Below are 21740 nucleotides of genomic sequence, written 5' to 3' on the forward strand. Positions count from 1 at the left end.
ACGCGTTCAAAGAAGCGTATAAATAAAGCATAGATAATTTTTAATCAAATATATCCATTGGGTAGGAGAATAAGGTATGAATGCTAAGGTCAATATTTCAAACCGCGCTGGCGCTAGTTTTCCTGTACGCCGAATGGATTTTGAATTTGGTGAAGTGCCGCGCTATTGGGCAAATGGTGATGCTGCTTTAACTCATTTTATGACTGCACTTTCAGCACTGTTCCCAGAGGGTGAACAATTTTTTGTGAATAGTACCCGTGCAGTTAGAAATGATCCAAAACTTGCTGATCCTCGATTACAAAAAGAAATTAGTGCTTTTATTGGTCAGGAAGCGATGCATTCTAAAGAGCATTTGGCATTCAATGCAGCTGCTCAAGCTTATGGTTATGATGTGCGTAAATTGGAAGCACAAACGGGTAAAGTCATTCAATATGGAGTTGCTATAATTACTAAATTATTAAAACCATTTGGTTTTACAAAAGAGATGATTGGTTTAACGGGTACTTGTGCCTTGGAGCATTTTACATCAACGATTGCTGAAGAATTATTGTCTAACCCAGATATTCAATCCATGTTTATGGATGAGACCATGTACCATTTATGGATGTGGCATGCAGTTGAAGAAAATGAACATAAAGCGGTAGCATTTGACGTTTATGAAGCGATGTATGGGCAAGGATTTAAAGCTTATTTTATGCGTTCATTAGCTTTAGTGATTGCAATGGGTTTAATTTTTATTACCCAGTCATATTTCACTGCGACTCTTTTAAAAACTGATGGCAAACTTACATGGCGAGATACCAAATATATGCTCAAGTTCATGTATGGCTACAAAGGTTTTATGACACGTCAAATTCCAACGTTATTGGCATTTTTAAGACCAAAATTTCATCCGAATGATGATGATACAACAGCTTTATTGAATAAATGGCGTGCTGAATTAGGCTTTAATATGAGTTAATGAAAATGGGCAATTAAAATTGCCCATTTTTTTATTCAAATTTATGATCAAATTGCTGATAATCTGCGTCAATATTTTATAGAGTGATAGATCGTGATTCGATTGATGCAAGAGAGCGATGTAGACAGTGTTGTTGCAATTGAGCGCTTAGTACAAACACATCCTTGGTCGAAACAACAATTTCAAGAATCTTTAGCTTCGTATCAGTGCACGGTCTATGAGCAGTCGAATCAGGTCGTTGGCTTCTGTATTTTGCAGCCTGTTCTAGATGAGGCCAATTTATTACTGATGGCTATTCATCCAAGCCAACAGGGCAAAGGTCTTGGATACGAGTTGTTAGGTTATTCAATTCAACTTTTAAAAAATAATCCGATTCAAATTTTTTTAGAAGTACGTGAAAGCAATCTTGCTGCAATTCGTTTGTATGAAAAAACGGATTTTCATCAAATAGACTTACGCAAAAATTATTATCCCAATTTAGATGGTACAAAAGAGCATGCTGTGATTATGGTCAAAACATGCACTGATGATTTTGCCGCTTTATTTAATAATTAAGTTATCCCACTCCGATGGTAGTGTCGTCATTAATGAATTTCCAAGTTGATGAATCTCTTTTTCTGAGAGTGGGCGGTTAAGGCGGCGCCATTGCCCATCTAATAATAATTCCAGTGGCGTATATTGTGATTTATAGTTCATTTTAGCTGAGTGAGGCACCCAATACCCTAAATATAGGTAATCTAAATTTAAAGTGCTGACATATTCAATTTGTTTAAGAATCGCAAAAACACCAAGTGAACGACGTTGTTCTTGAGGATCAAAAAAAGTATATACAGCAGAGAGACCATCATCCATTAAGTCACAAGTAGAAACGGCAATAAGTTTCTGATCATCCCAAAGTTCGATAAAGAAACTTTCTGTACAACTGTGAACGAGGAATTTTTCAAACTGATCTAATGTCGCTGGATACATATCGCCATCTGCATGACGCTCGTTAATATAACGTTCATACAAATTATAATGCTGTTGAGTGGCTTGCGAGGTTGGCAAGATACTCATTGTTAAATCTTGATTACGCTTCCATGCCTTTTTCTGGCTGCTATTCATTTTAAATTCTTGAATTGGAACGCGGCAAGATAAACATTGGCGACATAAGTTGCATTCTGGTCGATAGACAAAATCACCACTACGCCGAAAACCGACACGTGAAAGTTCAGACAATGTCACCACATCAATACGGTGAATTGGATCTAAAAATACCATTCGAGCTGATTTGTTATCAAGATAACTACAGTCGTGTGGCGGTGTTATATAGTACTGTAAGTCATTTAAAAGGGACTTGGGTTGGTATGATTTCATTAATCTCCCTCCAAGGTGTTAATCCATTAACCGTTTAATTTTGCAAAAACTGCTATTGTTTTACTTGAAAATACACGTTCTTGATAACTTTTCCAATTGATAGAGGGGGCAATAATTACATCTTGTAACGATTTTAGGTAGACTTGGCGAGAAAGTGTACGCGCACCTAAGCTTAAAAGATGGTCATTGACCAGTTGGCAATCAATCCAAGGAAGCTGATTTTCTTGACCGATCAACATGAGTGTATAGAAAGCCATTTTAGAAACGTCGGTTTCAGTACTAAACATGGACTCACCAAAACAACCTTTTCCAATCGTTACACCATATAGACCACCAACCAATTTTTCTTGGTGCCAGACCTCAATGCTATAGGCATAACCCGCTTTAAATAGAGAACAATAGCCTTCGATTATATCTTCACTAATCCATGTTTCATTTGCATAGCTGCGGGGGAGTGAACATGAGCGTATTACATCTTCAAAAGCATGATTCACTGTAATCCGATAATCATGTTTTTTCATATTTCGAATTAATGATTTACTTGGTTTATATGCATGAGGCTCAATAATGCAACGTGGCTCTGGACTCCACCAACAAATCGGTTCATCTTCGTTAAACCAAGGGAATAGACCGTGTGTATATGCTTCAAATAAGGTAGAAGGGGAAAGATCTGCACCTATGCAAATAAAGCCATGTCCTTCTGGATCGGCTTCAATAGGATCTGGGAAAATATATTGTGATAAAGGCAGCGCTTGCATAGTTGCTAAAGTGAATAAGAATGATTCTAAATTAACGCAACTAGAGCGCGTTGACAATCTATTCTAAATTGTCAACGCAAGAGAATGTGGAGATTAGTTTAAATTATCGAGATATTTTTCAGCATCTAGTGCTGCCATACAGCCTGATCCTGCTGAAGTGATCGCTTGACGATAGATACTATCTGCTACATCACCAGCTGCAAATACACCTTCAATAGAAGCGGCTGTTGCATTGCCTGAAGTACCACTTTGAACTTGAATATATCCATCACGCAAGTTCAATTGGTTTTCAAACATGCTGGTATTTGGCTTGTGTCCAATTGCAACAAAGAGACCTTGAACTTGAATATCTTGAGTGCTTGCATCTTGTGTGGACTGAATTCGAACAGCAGTTACACCCGTTTTATCACCCAAAACTTCATCGACTTGATGATTCCAAATAATACTGATCTTACCTTCTTTCTCTTTTGCAAAAAGATGATCTTGTAAAATCTTTTCAGAACGCAAACTATCGCGACGGTGTACTAATGTGACGTGAGCAGCGATATTGGAAAGATACAGTGCTTCTTCAACGGCAGTATTACCACCACCAACCACCATGACATTTTGGTTTTTATAGAAGAAACCATCACAGGTTGCACAAGCACTTACACCTTGACCCATAAATGCAGTTTCAGATTCAAGACCTAAATATTGCGCAGTTGCCCCTGTTGCAATAATAAGAGCATCACACGTGTATTCTTCCATATCGCCTTTTAAGACAAATGGACGAGTTTTAAGATCTACTTCGTTGATGTGATCATAGACAATTTCTGTACCGAAACGTTCTGCATGAGCTTGCATACGCTCCATTAACACAGGACCAGTTAATCCTTCAGGGTCACCAGGCCAGTTATCAACTTCAGTGGTCGTTGTTAATTGACCACCTAATTGCAAGCCTGCAATCAGTGTCGGTTTAAGGTTGGCGCGCGCTGCATAAACTGCCGCGCTATAACCTGCAGGACCAGAACCCAAAATAATTAACCGTGAGTGACGAGCGCTCATTAAAGAACATCCTTTTTATATTGAAACTGTTAAAATTATACGTTAATCCACATCAAAGTGGGGTGGATAATATTGATAAACCTAATCGAATTGAGCTATATCATGGAGAGCATTTACTGATATTTCATCAATGTTTGCAACAACAATGGATGTTAACAACAACAGTAAACAATCGTGCATCTTTTTTGTAAGAACGAGTGCATAATATAAAACTTATTGATCAAGGTCAGTTAGACCTTAATCGATACCTACAAATAACAAATTGGGTTACAGGACTGTATATGGCTGCGGTGTCAAGTGTTTATGCACAACGCTTTTTAATGACATTATTTTTGATTTCTTTTGGCATTTATCTATTTCTTGCCACAGTAACCTACACACCTTTTGATCCAGGTTGGATGCATATTTCAAGTGATACGCAACAGGTCTCAAATGCAAGTGGTGTTGCAGGTGCTTGGATTGCAGATTTGTTATTCGGTTTTTTAGGGTGGGCAAGTTTGTTCATTCCTTTATTTCTATTTATCGAAGCAATTCAAGTATGGTGGCCTAGAAGTTTTTTAAATCGCCCATTCCGTTATGCAGCACAGTTCTTCTTGATTCTGTCCATTTCTAGTTTGTTGTATCTACATTGGAATGTCCCAGCAGATACTTTAGAAAATGCGGCAGGTGGTATCATTGGTTATGAGTTGGGTCAGAGCCTTTCTCAGCTTTTAACCATCTATGGCGCAACATTTTTTTTACTCACTTTTAGTATTTTATTATTCACTTTAGCTTTTGGTATTCAATGGAATAAAACTTGGGCAACATTAAAAAATACGCCAGCATATTTACAAGATTTGTTTTATAAAAATATACCTCAACACGAATCTGCTTATGATTTGACTGAACAATTAGTCCCAACAGAAACACCAACTATAAAGCAAAAAGCTCCACTCCAAGCGGCTGATTCAAATATTGTAGAGGCGAATGATGCATCCCAAAATACACAGCACAGCATTGCAGCTAAAACAGCATCGACAGACAATTCACATCATCAATTATTAGCCGAAAAACTATTTGCTGATGTTGTTGCCAAAGAGCAGCAAAGTGTTCAATCACAAGAAGTATTATCAACAGAAGATTTTGAGCAAACTTTAAAACAAGCACATCAACTTGCAGCCGATAGTCAGCGCTTAATTCAAACAGGTGAAGTATGGCGTGCATTACAACATGATGATGTGAGTCATAAACAAGAAATTGATGCACTTTTGCGAGCGGCAGATGATGCTATAAATCCTTCATCTCAATATGTACACTCAGCAACGGAAGTTTCTTCTGTAGCAGTGCAACGTCCTCATCAGAGTCCAGTCGATTGGAATGATGACCAAATATTCGATGAATTATTGGCTGCTGTTCCTAATAGTAAAACGGCTACGGATGTACATAAGCCATTTATTCAAGAACCGCGATCAACGGCTAGAAATGAAAGTGATGAAATTGACTATGATATTGAGTTAGATTCAATAGAAGTTCAATCTGTACCGCAAGCAACGGCAGTTCAGTCGCATCATACGATCAAAAACATGATCTCTGACGATAAGCAAAGTATTTTGGATGAAGGCTTTGATGAATTTGAAGATTTGTTAATTGAAGACAAACAACAGCAATCTGTATTGCAAACTCCGAGCTACGCGCAGTCTTCGGCTTTTGTAAAAGCACCTATTGAGATTGAAACGCCTAAAGAAAGTTTATCAAAAGAAGCATTTATTGAAGCATGGCAAGAAACTGCGGGTAAAATTGAAGAAAATTTTGATATCGAAGATGATTTTGATTTAGATGCGCCGTTAACAGATTCATTTGGTCGTCCAATGTCTCGTGCGATGCAAGTGGCTCAAAAACGTCGTGATTTACCAACTTTGCCAGGTTTAGAATTATTGGACAAGGTAGATCCGAATAAAAAGGTGAACTTTACAGCTGAACAATTAGCTCGTTTGTCTGAACTTCTAGAAATTAAATTACAAGAGTTTAACGTCAAAGCTCAAGTGATGGAGGCTCAACCTGGGCCTGTCGTGACACGTTTTGAACTAGATCTTGCACCGGGTGTAAAAGCATCTAAAGTGACCAATATTTCACGTGACTTAGCACGTTCAATGTCAATGGCATCTGTTCGTGTGGTTGAAGTGATTGCTGGAAAACCTTATATCGGCATTGAAGTCCCAAATAGCAGCCGTGAAATGGTTCGACTGATTGAGTTGTTAAAGACACCTGCATTTGAAGACCCAGCGGGTTTACTTTCGATGGCGATGGGGAAAGACATTTCAGGTAATCCTGTGATTACTGATTTGGGCAAAGCACCGCATATGTTAGTTGCGGGAACAACTGGTTCTGGTAAGTCAGTAGCTGTTAACTCAATGATTTTATCGATGTTGTTAAAATACACGCCTGATCAATTGCGTTTAATTCTAATCGACCCAAAACAGCTTGAATTAGCTAACTACAATGATATTCCACATTTATTAACACCTGTTGTTACAGATATGAAAGATGCTGTAAGCGCATTGAATTGGTGTGTCAATGAAATGGAGCGTCGTTATAAGCTAATGTCTTTTCTAAAAATTCGTAAATTGGCTGACTATAACCGCAAAGTGGAAGAAGCGATTGCCAATGGCGACGATTTGATTGATCCAACTTGGAAAGCCAGTGATTCAGTTGTAGGGGAGCGTGCACCACGATTAGCTCCTTTACCATCGATTGTGATTGTTGCTGATGAATTCGCTGACATGATTATGCAGGTTGGTAAAAAAGCTGAGGAGATGATTACTCGGCTTGCGCAGAAATCTCGTGCGGCAGGTATTCATTTACTACTTGCAACACAACGTCCATCAGTTGACGTCATCACAGGCTTGATTAAAGCGAATATCCCAACACGTGTTGCATTACGTGTAAACAGTAAGATTGACTCTCGAACGATTCTCGATGCAGGTGGAGCAGAAGACTTATTGGGGCATGGTGACATGCTATTCTTAGGGCCGGGTAAAATCGAGCCTGAGCGTGTGCATGGTGCTTTTATTAGTGATGATGAGGTGAACCGCATCTGTGACGCTTGGCGTGAACGTGGTGAACCAGATTATGTCGATGAAATCTTAACCCCATTTGATGAAGAACCAACTTCACGTGGTTTTGAAGATGGTGATGGTGACCCAAGTCGTGATGCACTTTATGATCAATGTGTTTCTTTTGTTTTAGAGACACGTAAGGCTTCAACTTCATCGTTACAACGTAAATTTAGTCTTGGCTATAACCGTGCGGCGCGTATCATTGATCAGATGGAAGAAAATGGGATCGTGAGCTCGATGGGAGCAAACGGTAAGCGCGATATTCTCGTTTAATAAGAATATTCCACTAATAAAGCCCCTCTTTAGGGGCTTTATTGTTATAGGTTTATCAATTTTATATAGTAATAATCACGTTTTTTATTTAAGCTTATTGTTTAAAAATTCAAGCTAAAGGGTGAGCCATGTTTGTTGCATTATGTACACTCATTTTTATTCATTTTTGTGCGCTTATCACTCCAGGACCTGATTTCTTCTTAGTTTCTCAAACCGCTGTCAGCCGTTCTCGTAAGGATGCGGTATTGGTTGCATTTGGTATCTGCTTGGGGGCGATGGTCTGGTCACTTTTAGCCTTGATGGGACTGAATATTATTTTTGAAAAGATGGCTTGGCTAAAACAAGGCCTTTTAGTCGCTGGTGGTTTATATTTATGTTGGTTGGGATACCAAATGCTTCGTTCAGCTTTTTCAAAAGGTGAGCAAAGTATCAAACAGATAGTATTACCTCAGTCGCCTTATTTGTTTTTTATGAAAGGTTTACTCACTAACTTATCGAATCCTAAAGCAGTGATTTATTTTGGTAGTGTATTTTCATTATTCTTAGCCAATCCTTTATTTGATCAGCATCACTCTTTGCTTTTTATTATTATTGCGATAGAAACCTTGCTATGGTTCTTAGTGGTAGCCTTTGTATTCTCATTACCTACATTTAGAACAGCATATCAAAATTTTGCAAAATGGATTGATGGTATTTCTGGTGGGATTTTTACCTTACTGGGCGTTTATTTGATTGGTAGTCGATAAAATAAAGAGATAAAAAAGCCTGCTTTAAGCAGGCTTTTTTATCTTAAGCAAATTTTGCTAAGACTTCTAAGAAACCATCTTTCTGACGTGGAAATTGAGCTATCACGTCATGAATACGCTGTCCTTCAGGATTAGTCGCATTTAAATCGCGACCATCAGCTAAAAATTTGGTAATCAAGCGCTCATAGTCGAAAGGGCGCATATGTTTGAACGCATGATAGAGTACATGGAAGTCAGCATTAACATCTGCTGGTGGAAGTTGGTTGAGGTAGGCAAAAACACGCTCATCTGACCATTCTTCATTGAAAGTTGCTGGCTGTGATAATGCCATGACAATCTCCTCAGTCTTAAAATAATAAAGGCAAAATACGGGACTGAATAATTAACAAAGCATGGCTTTGTTCAGTCGCAATGTATTTTGCCTTTATTTGCGAAAAATCGCTAATGAAAAAACTTCTATCGATCTTCAGGTAAATTGATATTCATTTCTAACATTTCGATATTTGCTTCTGAACGAACTTGCATTTGAATATGCTGTTCATCTACGCCACGAACGTAACGACTGACCACTTGCATGATTTCTTTTTTCATTTGGTCAATTTTGTCTTGGCTTAAGCGGCGGCCTAAACCTTGTTCAGATGCAACAATAACTTTTAAGCGATCTTTGGCAGTTTGTGCACTTGATGGTTTTTCATCACTGCTAAAAAGTTTACTCCAGAATCCTGCCATAATTACGCTCCAAATAGTCTAGCTAACCAACCTTTTGGCTGTACTGCAATGTGTCGATAAGGACGATCTTCGCCAAGGAAACGAGCGACTAAATCATCGTAGGCTTGACCAGCTTTTGCTTCGTCATAAAGTATAACAGGCTTACCTTCGTTCGATGCTTGAAGTACGCTTGGACACTCAGGAATAACACCCAAAGTCGGCACACGTAAAATATCTTTAGAAATATCATCAATCGTTAACATTTCTTGTTTGTCAGCACGTTCAGGGTTGAAACGTGTGATACAGAGATGTTTACGGATACGGCCTTCGTTGTGTTCAACTTTTTTAGTTTTACTATCAAGCATACCAATAATACGATCTGAGTCACGCACTGATGAAATCTCAGGGTTTGTCACAATGATTGCTTCATCAGCATGATACATTGCCAAGATCGCGCCACGCTCAATCCCCGCAGGTGAATCACAGATAATATAGTCAAACTCTTGAGCAAGTTCATCAATCACACGAGCAACGCCTTCATCACTCAAAGCATCTTTATCACGTGTTTGTGATGCAGGGAGAATGTACAAGTTTTCGATTTCTTTATCACGAATCAATGCTTGTTGTAAGCGAGCTTCATTATTGATGACATTGACAAAGTCATAAACGACACGGCGTTCACAGCCCATGATCAAATCGAGATTACGTAAACCTACATCGAAATCAATCACAACAGTTTTATGACCACGTAGGGCTAAACCTGTTGCAAAAGATGCGCTTGTTGTAGTTTTACCTACACCACCTTTGCCTGACGTTACGACAACAATTTTGGCCACCGAATCCACTCCTATTTATGGTCATACGGCCCTAAAAGGGCTTTTTGGGTGTTTAATAAGTTAAATTAAAACTGTAAGGCTTCAAATTCAAGCTCTTGCTTGTTATTTAAATAAATATGTACGGGTTTTTTGATCATATCTTTAGGAATATCATCTGCGACACAATATGTCCCTGCGATCGAGATTAACTCTGCTTCTAGTGAGTGACAAAAAATTCGAGCTGAAGTGTGCCCACCTGCACCTGCAATGACTCTACCACGAGCATTGCCATAAATGTGAATATTTCCAGACGCAATGACTTCAGAGCCACTATTCATACCCGCATTCAATATAATATCACCTTGATCCTGTACCAAACATTGTCCAGTACGCAAAATCTCATCATGATATGAGGTGATATGCGTAGTCGGTGTTTGTTTTTGTGGTGTTTGTATTTCTGGAGTTTCAGTATTTTTTTCAGGTGCTTGAGCAACGACTTGCTCTTTTGATGCTTTGATACGCTGTAATGGTTGATCAGCAGGCAGTACAGGAAATTGAATCGCCCGTGCTTCATCACCCAAGATACCATCAATCACCGCCATTGGTTGTAAACCAAGATCTATGAGTAGTTGAATTAATGCAATCAGCTCTTGTTCAACGGTACTGTCAATAATGACTAAAGTTCCAAGATAGGAACCTTCATTGAGGGTGCTTGTAAGTTGCTGGCGGATCGCATTATGGTCATTTGTGTCGAATGTTAATCGACTAAAATTCACCATTCTGCCCGTAATCCGTATATCAGCCATAATTTATCCTTAAGGGCTTTTTTAAGCACTCTATTGTGTTAAAGCATGTTGTAAATAAAAGCAAATGCTAGAACAAATTACAGGAATTCTCTAGCTAGATTGGTAAATTTTCTTGTAATCATTCTGCTTTTTTATCCAATTGATCATATTCATGCAAGGTTTGCTGCCATTGCTTGATTTTTACTTGTTTTCGTATGGCTGCGAGGCTCTCAAATACAACTGATTCAACCAATTCTTCTAAGTAGTGATTATCAATATTTAGCTCACTGACTTTTTCTGCGATCAATTGATAATTCTCATTTGGGTTGTGTGCAGAGCCTGCTGTAAAAGGTTCAATCAAACCAATACTAATATTTTCACCTAAACGTTGCCCAATAGTTTGAATCTGTTGTTCAATTCTTCCACCAACAAGAGGAATTAAACGTAATAACTGGGTCAGTTCAGGCGTATCTTCAATCGCTTGATTGACAATAATGCCTACTTTTTTCGTAATCATTGGTTGTTGTTCTTGCAATGTTTTTGCTAAGGATTCTTGTAGTAAAGAAGATAGCGCCACAGTAAACAATTGACGATGATGATCAACGAGATCATGAATAATTTTTTTATGACTCGAACTGGTTTCAAGCTCTTGTCGAACGCCATCTATGACCGAAATGACAACGCGATCAGAGAGTTCTTCCATGATGACACTATAGTAAAACGCTGCTTTAATACGAATGTTATCAGGTACAACCTTATACCCAAGCTCATGTAGGCGATATGCAATAATACCTGCGCGGAATAAACGTAGAAAACGTAAATGGGGAATAATCGCTAAGATTTCATACCAATGAATAAATGGAAAAAACCACCAACGAGCATGGTGTTTATTCACAATCGCAATTGCCCATCGCACGGCAAGTTCAGTGATTAAAAAAATAATAAACCATGCTTCGGTGATAATCACCCAAGGGTGTAAGTAACTACGATAAAACTCAAGCACATTAGGTAAATGGATTGTGTTAAAAAACCATTCGCCAATATTACTCATTAAAAAAAAGTTCATGCCTAAGCAGAACAAATTAAAAACAATAATAAACACCATGAAAATGTCATAAACAAGAAACAGTTTAAAAAACTTACTGTTTGGATTTACAAGGCTATATTTAGAGTTTTGTTTTGAGTCCTGCTGAGTCATGTGGTGAGTCAATTCCTAATGAGACTATTGATAATATTTAGATTTCATTTGTGAAATCAATTGGTCTTTCTCTGTCCAAATTTGGTCGACCCATTGCTGGAAACGTTCGCGGTAGATTGGATCATCTTCATAATTTCCACCAAGCACCCAATCTGGAATTTCTATTTTACGCAAATCTACAGCAATACGTGAGACATCACCTAACCAAAAATCACCATAATCTGGTGCACCATCAGGATAGACAATTGTCATATCAACCAAAGCATCAATCTTATCGCCTAAGATGTTTAAAGCCAATGCCAAGCCACCTGCTTTTGGCTTAAGTAAGTTTTGATAGGGTGATTGCTGTTTTGCTTGTTTTTCGGCAGTAAAGCGAGTGCCTTCAAGATAATTGAGTAGTGTAAAAGGCTGACTTAATAATTGTTCACAGGCTTTACGTGCTTCTAACATATCGCGATGTTTCAGTTCTGGGTTTTTAGCCACTTGTTCCTTTGAGTGACGTTTCATCATTGGGAAACCCAAAATCTTAAAGGCTTGCCCAACAAAAGGAATAAAGATGAGTTCCCACTTGGTAAAGAAGCGGGTGAGTGGCATACGTGTGAGACCAAAATATTGATTTACTGTGGTGTCCACCCAACTTTGATGATTACAAATCATCATATAACGACCTTGTAAATTCAGATCGAGCTTTTCATCAATACTAATTTCCCATTTAAGATTTGGTAAGACTTTTTCAATCAGTTGATTATTTATGCCAATCCAACTATTCGCCAACTGAATATTGGTTTCATCTACCTTTTTTGATTTTTTGAATAGCTTGGTGATACCTAATGTCAGGATAGGGGGCCCATGTAAAAAAGTACTTCCTGTGATCACAGAACCAACAGTAAGTCCTTTACTTACCCTTTCTAATAACGATGCTTTTTTATTTGTGGTAGACATAAATCAAACCTTGAGTGCTAATTTTCGATAAAACAATTCTTTTAACTATAAACAACAGATATTTAAATACAACTGTATATTTTTAAATGTTCACAATTTTCATATATTCCAGTACTTATAGATACAAAATCTGGGAAATTAAAATTTTTACCATAGAAGACTTAGATGATTACTTAATTTTTAATAATGTGATATATATCTCATAAGTGTGATTTTATGCAAAATAATAAACAGTGGAGAAAATGTGAGTATAAGATCAAGAAAAGTGCATCAAAATATTACAAAAATATAAATAAACTGTTTATTATTAACAAAATATCAATGGTCTGGCTTGATTTTATCATTCATTATTTGTTCAGACAACAAAATACATAGACAGGAGCTACGCAATGCGTGCATTAGTAATTTCAACATTAGTAGGGGCTGGATTGGTACTTTCTGGTTGCCAAACAATGAGTGGCCAAGGTAACGATATTGGTGGTGTTTCATACGACAAAGCTGCTTTAGGTGCTTTAATTGGTGCTGCTGCGGGTTATGGTGTATCTAAAGGTAATGCTAACTCATCATCTCAAAACAACCGTGCAATTGCAATTGGTGCGATTCTTGGTGGTGCAAGTGGTTTATATCTCGATAACAAAGAGAAAAAATTACGTGAGCAAATGGCAGGTACAGGTGTTGATGTAGGTCGTAATCCAGATGGTTCTGTTCAATTGATCATGCCGGGTAGCATTACATTTGATACCAATAAATCAAATATTAAACCTAACTTCTACGGCACTTTAAACAAAGTTGCACAAGTGTTGGCTGAAGATAACAAGAGTGCGATTCTTGTAACAGGTTATACAGATAATACAGGTAATGATTCAATCAACATTCCATTATCTCAAGCACGCGCTCAGTCAGTTAAAAATTATTTAGCTGGTCAAGGTGTTTCAGGTGGCCGTATTGATGCGCAAGGTTTAGGTTCTTCTAATCCAATCGCTTCAAATGCAACTGCTGCTGGTAAAGAACAAAACCGCCGTGTAGAAATTAGTATTTATGCAAAACAGTAATTATTACTGATTTAAAAGAACCACCTTCGGGTGGTTTTTTTATTGTGTCGAACAGCTTGCGACAAGCTATGGCGTGTTATTTGTATAAGGCATCATAATTTATACATATCCCAAGATTTACTATTGGGATTCTAAAACAGAGATGTCTATAATCATGCTCGAAAACGTGAGAGGTATTCCAAGATGTCATCTGCCAGTCAACTCAATGACAAGCAACTTGAAGCGATGAAATATGTTCAAGGGCCATTGTTGGTGCTTGCAGGTGCAGGTTCAGGTAAAACCTCCGTAATTACTCGAAAAGTTGCTTTCCTCGTACAGCAATGTGGTATTCCAGCACATCGTATTACTGCTATGACCTTTACCAATAAAGCTGCACGTGAGATGAAGGAGCGTGTCGGTAAATTATTGTCTCGTGAAGAAGCTAAAGGACTCTCAGTTTCGACTTTCCATACTTTTGGTCTGAATTTATTACGTTTAGAATTAAAAAACTTACCTCTTAAAGCCAACTTCTCGATTTTAGATGCAGACGACTGCAAACGAATTCTGATGGACTTAATGCAACGTGACAATTTATCAGGTGCAGAGAGTAAAGAACTCATCGCAAAAGCAATGAAAAAAATTTCAGATTGGAAAAATGATCTAGTCTTACCTGAGCAAGCCCATTCAACTTGTGAAACTGTTGATGATGTACAGTTGGCGCATTTGTATCAACTTTATGAACGTAACCTACGTGCCTATAATGCAGTCGATTTCGATGATTTGATTGTAATGCCTGCTCGCTTACTTCAAGAAAATGCTGAAGTCAGAGATAAATGGCAAAACCGTGTTCGCTATTTACTGGTAGATGAATATCAAGATACCAATACTGCACAATATACACTTGTAAAACTTCTCGTTGGTGTGATGGGGCAATTCACCGCAGTAGGTGATGATGATCAATCTATTTATGCATGGCGTGGTGCAAAGCCTGAGAATATGGCTTTATTAAAAGAAGATTTTCATAATTTAAAAGTCATCAAACTTGAGCAAAACTACCGTTCAACCAGCCGTATTCTAAAAGCAGCAAATGCTGTGATTGAAAACAATCCGCATATTTTCGATAAGAAATTGTGGAGTGACAAAGGGCATGGCGAAAATATTCGTGTGATCACGTGCCTAAATGATGATGATGAAGCTGAACGTGTTGTTAAAGATCTCATCACGCATAAATTGATGAATGGTAAAAATTGGAAAGACTATGCCATTTTATATCGTGGTAATTTCCAAGCACGTGTATTAGAAACGCAGCTACGTCAAATGCAAATCCCATATAAATTATCGGGTGGGCAATCGTTCTTTGCTCGTGCTGAGATTAAAGATGTGATGAGCTATTTACGCCTCATTATTAATCCTGAAGATGATAGTGCTTTCTTACGAATTATTAATACACCGAAGCGTGCAATTGGGCCTGTCACTTTAGAGAAACTCGGTTTATTCGCACAAGAGAATACCTTATCTTTGCTGACAGCATCTTCAGATCAGCGTTTGGCAATGGTCTTGCCGAAGAAGGCATCAACTCAATTGCATGAGTTTGCTGAATTTATCGCGACATTTACACGTGAATTACTCGACGATGATGAGCCAATGCCAAAGGTTCGTCAGATGATTAACGAAGCAGGTTATATCGATTATATCCGTGAACAGGCAGCGACGCCTGCTCAGGAAAAAACCAAGCTTGACAGTATTGAAAGCCTTTATAGCAGCATTCAAAATTTATTGAATCGCACTGATGATGTCGATGAGAAGAATATTGAAAGTGTGATTCGTAAACTGGTATTGCTCGATATGTTAGAGCAGCAGCAAGAAGAAGAAGACACGGATAAAGTGAACTTATTGACGCTACATGCTGCAAAAGGATTGGAATTTCCTTATGTGTATATGATTGGCTTGGAAGAAGAGCTATTACCACATAAAAACTCGATTGCTTCAGAAACCATTGAAGAAGAACGCCGTTTAATGTATGTGGGTATTACCCGTGCTCGACAAGGGCTTACCTTGACACTTGCTGAGCAGCGCAAAAACGGTGGTCAAATGCGTCAAATGACACCAAGCCGTTTCTTAGACGAATTACCACAAGATGATCTAGAGTGGCATGGTCGTAAAAAGAAACTCGCACCGAATGTTGATCCGAAAGAGCAAGCTCAGCAATATCTCGCGAATTTAAAAGCATTATTGAAACGTTAAGAAATAGTCAGTAGGAAGTTGTAATGAAAGTCCAAGTTAAAGTATTAGATGCTCGTTTAGGTCAAGAATGGGCATTGCCTTCATATGCCACAACGGGTTCAGCAGGTTTAGATTTACGTGCCTGTTTAGATACTGCAATTGATATTGCGGCTGGTGAAACGGTCTTAGTCAAAACAGGTCTAGCAATCTATATCGAAGATCCAAACTTTGCAGGTTTAATTTTACCGCGTTCAGGTCTTGGTCATAAACATGGTATTGTATTAGGAAACTTAGTCGGTTTAATTGATTCTGACTATCAAGGCGAGTTGATGATTTCGGTTTGGAATCGTGGGCAGAATACCTTCCATTTAGAGCCAGGTGAGCGTTTGGCTCAATACGTTTTAGTTCCTGTGGTACAAGCTGAATTTGAACAAGTGCAAGAATTTGTTGCGACTGAACGTGGTGCAGGTGGTTTTGGACATACAGGCCAACACTAATACTGCCTCCATTATCAATTTAAATGCAATGCTTTACTGAAAAGCGTTGCATTTGTCATATTGATTGTTCCCTAGATTTGTATTAAAAAGCAGCTGATGAATTACTTTAATTTTTCTGAACAAGGGTTAATTAATTTTTTAATAGTTCTGTTTTTTTTGAGTCAGCTAGTGATTATAAAAATAGGGGTTTACTGTGGATATAAAACATACATTTCCTCTGAATGTTTTTCGCGCTTATGATATCCGTGGAAAACTGAGCAACTTAACGCCTCATGTGATTCATTCAATTGCCTATGCTTTAGCACAACAATATAAAAATGCAGGACAAGATCGCGTTGTAATTGGCTATGATGCACGTCTAACCAGTCCGACTTATGCCAATATTATTCAACAAATTTTTCAAACACAGGGTTTAACAGTCACCAACATTGGATGTTGCTCATCGCCCATGATGTACTATATCGCGCGTGATTTTGGTGGGAACGGAATTATGGTGACTGCAAGCCATAACCCTAAATCAGATAATGGTATTAAATGGATTTTAAATGGTGAACCCCCAACGCCAGACGTGATTCAACAGGTTGGACAACTTGCACAAATTTCTTTGCCAAATGTTCAGCAAATGATTGATTCTGATCATGTGCTACATCAAATTGTGCCTTTGTATTGTTTGCAGTATCAGCAATCCTTATTAGATGATATTCAATTATCACGCCCTTTAAAAATTGTATTGGATGGTTTGCATGGATCAGCAGGTCGATGTGCAAAACTGGTTTTAGAAAAGTTAGGTTGTCAGGTCATTGCTTTACGTTGTGAAGCCAATGGGGATTTTCCTGATCATGCCCCAGATCCCTCACATGCTGAGCATTTAACAGATTTACAAGCAGCCATTATTTTAGAAAAAGCTGATCTAGGCATTGCTTTAGATGGTGATGGTGATCGCTTGGTGTTAGTCGATGAGCATGCCCATATTATTAGCCCAGACCGCTTATTGTCTTTATTCGCACAAATCTGTTTACAACAGCATCCACGTAAAGAAATTGTATTTGATGTGAAATGTTCTCAAATGGTGGCTGATACCGTACAACGTTTGAATGGACAAGCTAAAATGATTCGTACAGGAAGTAGTTTCTTGCGAACATATTTATCTCAGTCCAAAGGCAATGCGGTATTTGGTGGTGAATATGCAGGTCACTATGTCTTTAATGATGGTCGCGGTTTTGGTTATGACGATGGTCTATATGCAGCGCTAAGAGTCATGGAATACCTGACTCAATCAGACAAAGCAAACCTTTCTGCTTTATTAGCAATTTACCCTGAACGTTATTGTACTGAAGATACCTATATCAGCACCCATGATATAAACCCTAAACAAGTTTTAAATGATATTGAAATTCTAAGTCATCGTTTAGGCGCTCGTTTAAGTAAAATAGATGGGGTAAGGCTTGATTTTGACGATGGTTTTGGCATTATTCGAGCATCTAATACAGGTGAGTATTTCACGGTTCGTTTTGATGCAGATAATCCAAATCGATTACGTGAAATTCGCCAAGAATTTGTTTCTATGATGCAAGGTCAATATCCGCAAATTGCACAAGAACTCGCACAGGCTTAATAAGGAGAGGCGCATGTCACACGAGCATATCGGCATTGATAAAGCAAAAATTTTGATTGAAGCTTTGCCGTATATTCAACGTTTTGCAGGTAAAACGTTGGTTGTAAAATATGGTGGCAATGCAATGACTGATCCAGAGCTAGAAAGCTCTTTTGCTCGCGATATCGTGTTATTAAAAACAGTAGGTTTAAATCCAATCGTCGTACATGGTGGTGGTCCACAAGTTGATTCACTGCTTAAACGTTTAGGGCAAGAGTCTGATCGTATTGATGGGATGCGCGTCACCGATCAAGCCACGATGGAAGTGGTTGAAATGGTTCTCGGTGGTAGTGTTAATAAATCGATTGTCAATCTGATTAACCAACACGGCGGTCGTGCGATTGGTTTGACAGGTAAAGATGGTAATTTACTTCGTGCCCGTAAACTGCTTATGGAAAAACAAGAAGCTGATGGTTCAATTTCTCAAATTGATTTGGGTATGGTCGGTGAAGTGACTGGTGTTAAAACCGATGTACTGGAAATGTTTACTCAAGGGGATTTTATTCCTGTGATCGCACCATTAGGTGTGGATGAAGAAGGGAATACTTATAATATCAATGCTGATCTCGTCGCTGGAAAAGTTGCAGAAGCATTAGGCGCTGAGAAATTGATTCTTTTGACTAATATCACAGGCGTATTAGACGAAAATAAAAACTTATTAACTGGATTGAGTACACAAGAAGTAGATCGTTTAATTGAAACGGGTGTGATCTATGGCGGTATGATTCCTAAAGTCGGTTGTGCATTAGACGCGGTCAAAGGTGGTGTCGTGAGTGCACATATTGTAGATGGTCGTGTACCTCATGCAACATTATTAGAGATATTTACTGACCATGGCGTTGGTACATTGATTACCAATCGTGCGAAGCATTAATTTTTGAAAAGTTTGCACAACCTCATGGAATGTGTAAGATCACATATCTTGTGTATAGGTGTTTCTTTACTTTTCAAGGATGAATAGTAACAAAAATCTTTTGTTTGACTGACGGCACGTCCTTGATACCGCAGTCAAACGGGCTGCATCCATGCCGCCTCCGCGATAGTTAATAGATGTTGATATTGAATTTAAGTCATGATCTGTTCATCTTTTATTCATTGAAGTGTCATTGAAGCGATTTAAGGTAACTCTAGACATAAGGAGCTTTCATTATGCTAGAAAAATTAAATCATTATCGCCAGACATTAACTTCACCTTTACGTCAAAAGCCGTCACAAAACCAATTCCGTTTTGGGTGGGTGGATAATCTAAAAGAATTACAAGAAGTACAACGTTTTAGAGCAAATCAATTCTCTCATCAATTTGGTATCTCTTTTGAAGATGGGCTAGATCAAGATCTCTATGATTTTGGTTGTGAACATGCGGTGTTACGTGAAAAATGGACGGGTGAAATTGTTGCCTATACACGTCTTAAATTGTTTCAAGGTCATGAAATTGGGCAAAGTTATAGTGCTAAAGAGTTTGATGTCGTTCCAAACTTTTCACATTTGCCAAGTATCTTGGAAATAGGGCGGACGTGTGTACATCCGCAATTCCGTTCTGGAAAAGCTTTATCAATGCTATGGTTAAATTTAGTGCCAAAGGTACTATGGTCTATGCGTGCGAAGTATGTGATGGGATGCGTGAGTATTCATCTTGAAGATAACTTGGCGCGAGCTTATTACACCCATCGTCAAATTCAGCAATTGGCTGAGCATCAAATTATTGATATCCGTTCAAAACGTGCATTTGAACCTGAGAGACCAGAATATAGTTTCCCACAAGATGAACGGATGCCAAAATTATTTGATACATATCTAGGTATGCAATCTAAGCTCTCTAAACAAGCATTTTATGATGAAGATTTTAAATGTTTGGATTATTTTGTTTTCTTAGAAATTAACAAAATTGCCACTTCTTTTGTGATGAATAAAATGGTGCAGAGATAGTTATATCATTGTTAGGCTAATACTGAGCACATATTGAGATTTACAAGATGTCTGTACCTCATGCACAATAGACACAGATGTTAGATAGTTAGAAGATATGTGCCAGCTATTAGGAATGAATTGCGCGACTCCGACGGATATTACCTTTTCCTTTCGTGGATTTTCTCAACGAGCAGGGGTCACGTCTGATCATTGTGATGGCTTTGGTATCGCATTTTTTGAAGACAAAGCATGTCGTTTGTTTGTTGATAATCAATCTGCGGTTGAATCACCAATTGCAGATTTAGTTCGTAATTATCCTATTAAATCTCGTAATGTGATTGCACATATCCGAAAAGCAACACAAGGCAAAATTACGCTAGAAAATTCACATCCATTTCTACGTGAGTTATGGGGGCGACATTGGATTTTTGCGCATAACGGTGATCTACACGATTTTAATCCTCAGCTTAGTGGTCGCTTTGAACCTGTCGGTAATACAGACAGCGAACGTGCTTTTTGTTATTTATTAGATCAAATGGTTGAAGCATTCGGATATACAGAACCGTGTATAGAGAAAGTTTTTTCTCTATTAGAACGGATTTCACCTGAAATTGCTGAGCATGGTACGTTTAATTTTTGCCTATCCAATGGGCAAGCATTATTTAGTTATGCGACAACTAAACTGCATTGGTTAGTAAGAGAATATCCATTTCAACCTGCGCATTTAATTGATTTAGACGTCAAAGTAGATTTTAGCGAGGTAACAACACCTGAAGATCGTGTTGCTGTTATCACGACGGAACCACTCACACATAATGAATCATGGACTGCATATCAGCCAGGCGAAATGATTTTATTTCAGCACGGGAAACCCATTAAATATGCACTCACACGTGTTAAACGTCTCATTCGAGAAGCAGAAAATCCAAACCTAAAACGCGTGACGAGAGCGGATCAATATTAATAAGTATAATAAAAATTAATAGATGCTATATCATTTATTTATAGTATCTATTCTTAACTATTTATATTTTAATGAAATTATAATTATTTTTCTCGAATTGGTTAAAAAATACTTGAGTGTTTTAATCGGTTAAAATATTTAATTAAATATAAAACAACAGGTTAATTTATTTTATTGAAAATATTTGAAATCTGACAAAAATACTGTGTTTTTATTTAATTGTTTAGCCGATATTATGTCCTTATTCAATAAATCACATTGGTTTTAGGAATCGATATGGGCATGAAATGGTCTACCGAATATAATACAGGAATAGAGGTAATCGATGATCAACATCGACGTATTCTGGATTATATTAATGAAATCGCTGATTTAAAATATTCCCATGATCGTGTCAAAATGAAGAGTGTATTAGACAATATTATTGATTATACACAGTCGCATTTTACCTTTGAAGAAAGCTTGCAAGAAGAAGCAAATTATAAATATCGTGTGCCACATAAACGTGTGCATGATTTATTTATCAAAAAGATAGAGACTTATCGTGAACGTTTTGAATTAGGGCATGAAATTGATAAAGAATTGCATGAAGCACTTTCAAAATGGTTAATCAATCATATTCGGCATGATGATGCTGATTATGTAGGTGCTGTTAGAGAAAATATGGTTGGCATTATTAAAGAAAATGAAAAGAAAAAAGGCAAGAATTGGTTTTCTCGGTTCTTTGCTTGACAATAAAATAATAACAATAAGACCTCTTATGGTAGAAAAATAATAAGGTG

General features: G+C 37.8%; 21 protein-coding genes. 12 read left to right on the plus strand and 9 right to left on the minus strand.

Translation table 11 applies throughout. From position 1 onward, the window contains the following. Window positions 1–76: 76 nt before the first annotated feature. The gene (locus O1449_RS03580) at window positions 77–961 is read left to right on the plus strand and encodes a metal-dependent hydrolase (RefSeq protein ID WP_269239190.1); all 885 of its coding nucleotides are present in this window, start codon (window positions 77–79) and stop codon (window positions 959–961) included. A 93-nt stretch (window positions 962–1054) separates the two neighbouring features. Next, on the plus strand, window positions 1055–1516 hold the full coding sequence (gene rimI / locus O1449_RS03585) for a ribosomal protein S18-alanine N-acetyltransferase (protein ID WP_269239191.1): 462 nt from the start codon (window positions 1055–1057) through the stop codon (window positions 1514–1516). Here rimI and O1449_RS03590 read toward each other — a convergent pair. The 3 genes from O1449_RS03590 to trxB all read right to left on the minus strand — a co-directional run bounded on the left by O1449_RS03590 (window position 1502) and on the right by trxB (window position 4119). Next, complete coding sequence (locus O1449_RS03590; RefSeq protein ID WP_269239192.1) at window positions 1502–2317, minus strand: arginyltransferase; 816 nt, start codon at window positions 2315–2317, stop codon at window positions 1502–1504. The two genes, rimI and O1449_RS03590, sit on opposite strands and share 15 nt — an antisense overlap. 26 nt (window positions 2318–2343) lie before the next feature. After that, on the minus strand, window positions 2344–3075 hold the full coding sequence (gene aat / locus O1449_RS03595) for a leucyl/phenylalanyl-tRNA--protein transferase (protein WP_269239665.1): 732 nt from the start codon (window positions 3073–3075) through the stop codon (window positions 2344–2346). Window positions 3076–3168: 93 nt separating this feature from the next. After that, a complete protein-coding gene (gene trxB / locus O1449_RS03600) occupies window positions 3169–4119 on the minus strand; it encodes a thioredoxin-disulfide reductase (protein ID WP_018679648.1) in 951 nt (316 codons plus the stop codon). A gap of 281 nt (window positions 4120–4400) precedes the next feature. Here trxB and O1449_RS03605 point away from each other — a divergent pair, with 281 nt between their 5' ends. Together O1449_RS03605 and rhtC are read left to right on the plus strand one after the other, a co-directional pair. Further along, entirely contained in the window at window positions 4401–7487 is a 3087-nt protein-coding gene (locus O1449_RS03605; RefSeq protein WP_269239193.1) for a DNA translocase FtsK 4TM domain-containing protein, read from the plus strand. Between the two features lie 128 nt (window positions 7488–7615). Beyond that, window positions 7616–8233 carry a threonine export protein RhtC gene (gene rhtC / locus O1449_RS03610; RefSeq protein ID WP_004663452.1) on the plus strand — a complete coding sequence of 206 codons (618 nt, stop codon included), beginning with the start codon at window positions 7616–7618 and terminating at the stop codon, window positions 8231–8233. A gap of 43 nt (window positions 8234–8276) precedes the next feature. Here rhtC and O1449_RS03615 read toward each other — a convergent pair whose 3' ends face one another. The 6 genes from O1449_RS03615 to O1449_RS03640 form a co-directional block, all read right to left on the minus strand. Further along, window positions 8277–8564: a PA4642 family protein gene (locus O1449_RS03615; RefSeq protein WP_005158274.1), complete on the minus strand. Its 288-nt coding sequence runs from the start codon at window positions 8562–8564 to the stop codon at window positions 8277–8279. A 125-nt stretch (window positions 8565–8689) separates the two neighbouring features. Continuing rightward, a complete protein-coding gene (gene minE / locus O1449_RS03620) occupies window positions 8690–8962 on the minus strand; it encodes a cell division topological specificity factor MinE (RefSeq protein ID WP_004663449.1) in 273 nt (90 codons plus the stop codon). Between the two features lie 2 nt (window positions 8963–8964). Further along, complete coding sequence (gene minD, locus O1449_RS03625) at window positions 8965–9777, minus strand: septum site-determining protein MinD (protein ID WP_269229772.1); 813 nt, start codon at window positions 9775–9777, stop codon at window positions 8965–8967. Window positions 9778–9842: 65 nt separating this feature from the next. Beyond that, window positions 9843–10562, minus strand: a complete 720-nt coding sequence (minC, locus tag O1449_RS03630) for a septum site-determining protein MinC (RefSeq protein WP_005217839.1) — start codon at window positions 10560–10562, stop codon at window positions 9843–9845. 118 nt (window positions 10563–10680) lie between these two features. After that, window positions 10681–11739 (minus strand): preprotein translocase subunit SecA, encoded by a 1059-nt coding sequence (locus tag O1449_RS03635; protein WP_269239194.1) that lies wholly within the window; start codon window positions 11737–11739, stop codon window positions 10681–10683. Between the two features lie 24 nt (window positions 11740–11763). Further along, on the minus strand, window positions 11764–12681 hold the full coding sequence (locus O1449_RS03640) for an acyltransferase (RefSeq protein WP_269229774.1): 918 nt from the start codon (window positions 12679–12681) through the stop codon (window positions 11764–11766). Window positions 12682–13070: 389 nt separating this feature from the next. Between O1449_RS03640 and O1449_RS03645 the strand changes: the two genes are divergently transcribed. The 8 genes from O1449_RS03645 (at window position 13071) to O1449_RS03680 (ending at window position 21690) form a co-directional block, all read left to right on the plus strand. Continuing rightward, window positions 13071–13733, plus strand: coding sequence for an OmpA family protein (locus O1449_RS03645; RefSeq protein ID WP_269229775.1), 663 nt, complete (start codon window positions 13071–13073; stop codon window positions 13731–13733). Between the two features lie 183 nt (window positions 13734–13916). Continuing rightward, window positions 13917–15956: a DNA helicase Rep gene (rep, locus tag O1449_RS03650; protein WP_269239195.1), complete on the plus strand. Its 2040-nt coding sequence runs from the start codon at window positions 13917–13919 to the stop codon at window positions 15954–15956. 23 nt (window positions 15957–15979) lie between these two features. Further along, a complete protein-coding gene (gene dut, locus O1449_RS03655; protein WP_269239196.1) occupies window positions 15980–16432 on the plus strand; it encodes a dUTP diphosphatase in 453 nt (150 codons plus the stop codon). 193 nt (window positions 16433–16625) lie between these two features. Then, the gene (locus O1449_RS03660; RefSeq protein ID WP_269239197.1) at window positions 16626–18047 is read left to right on the plus strand and encodes a phosphomannomutase/phosphoglucomutase; all 1422 of its coding nucleotides are present in this window, start codon (window positions 16626–16628) and stop codon (window positions 18045–18047) included. A gap of 13 nt (window positions 18048–18060) precedes the next feature. Beyond that, window positions 18061–18960: an acetylglutamate kinase gene (gene argB, locus O1449_RS03665; protein WP_269229778.1), complete on the plus strand. Its 900-nt coding sequence runs from the start codon at window positions 18061–18063 to the stop codon at window positions 18958–18960. Window positions 18961–19235: 275 nt separating this feature from the next. Next, complete coding sequence (locus tag O1449_RS03670; RefSeq protein ID WP_269229779.1) at window positions 19236–20012, plus strand: GNAT family N-acetyltransferase; 777 nt, start codon at window positions 19236–19238, stop codon at window positions 20010–20012. 97 nt (window positions 20013–20109) lie between these two features. Next, window positions 20110–20958: a class II glutamine amidotransferase gene (locus tag O1449_RS03675; RefSeq protein WP_269229780.1), complete on the plus strand. Its 849-nt coding sequence runs from the start codon at window positions 20110–20112 to the stop codon at window positions 20956–20958. Between the two features lie 276 nt (window positions 20959–21234). Continuing rightward, a complete protein-coding gene (locus O1449_RS03680; protein ID WP_269229781.1) occupies window positions 21235–21690 on the plus strand; it encodes a bacteriohemerythrin in 456 nt (151 codons plus the stop codon). Window positions 21691–21740 lie beyond the last annotated feature (50 nt).

The sequence above is a fragment of the Acinetobacter sp. TR3 genome, from assembly GCF_027105055.1.
Taxonomy (GTDB): Bacteria; Pseudomonadota; Gammaproteobacteria; order Pseudomonadales; family Moraxellaceae; genus Acinetobacter.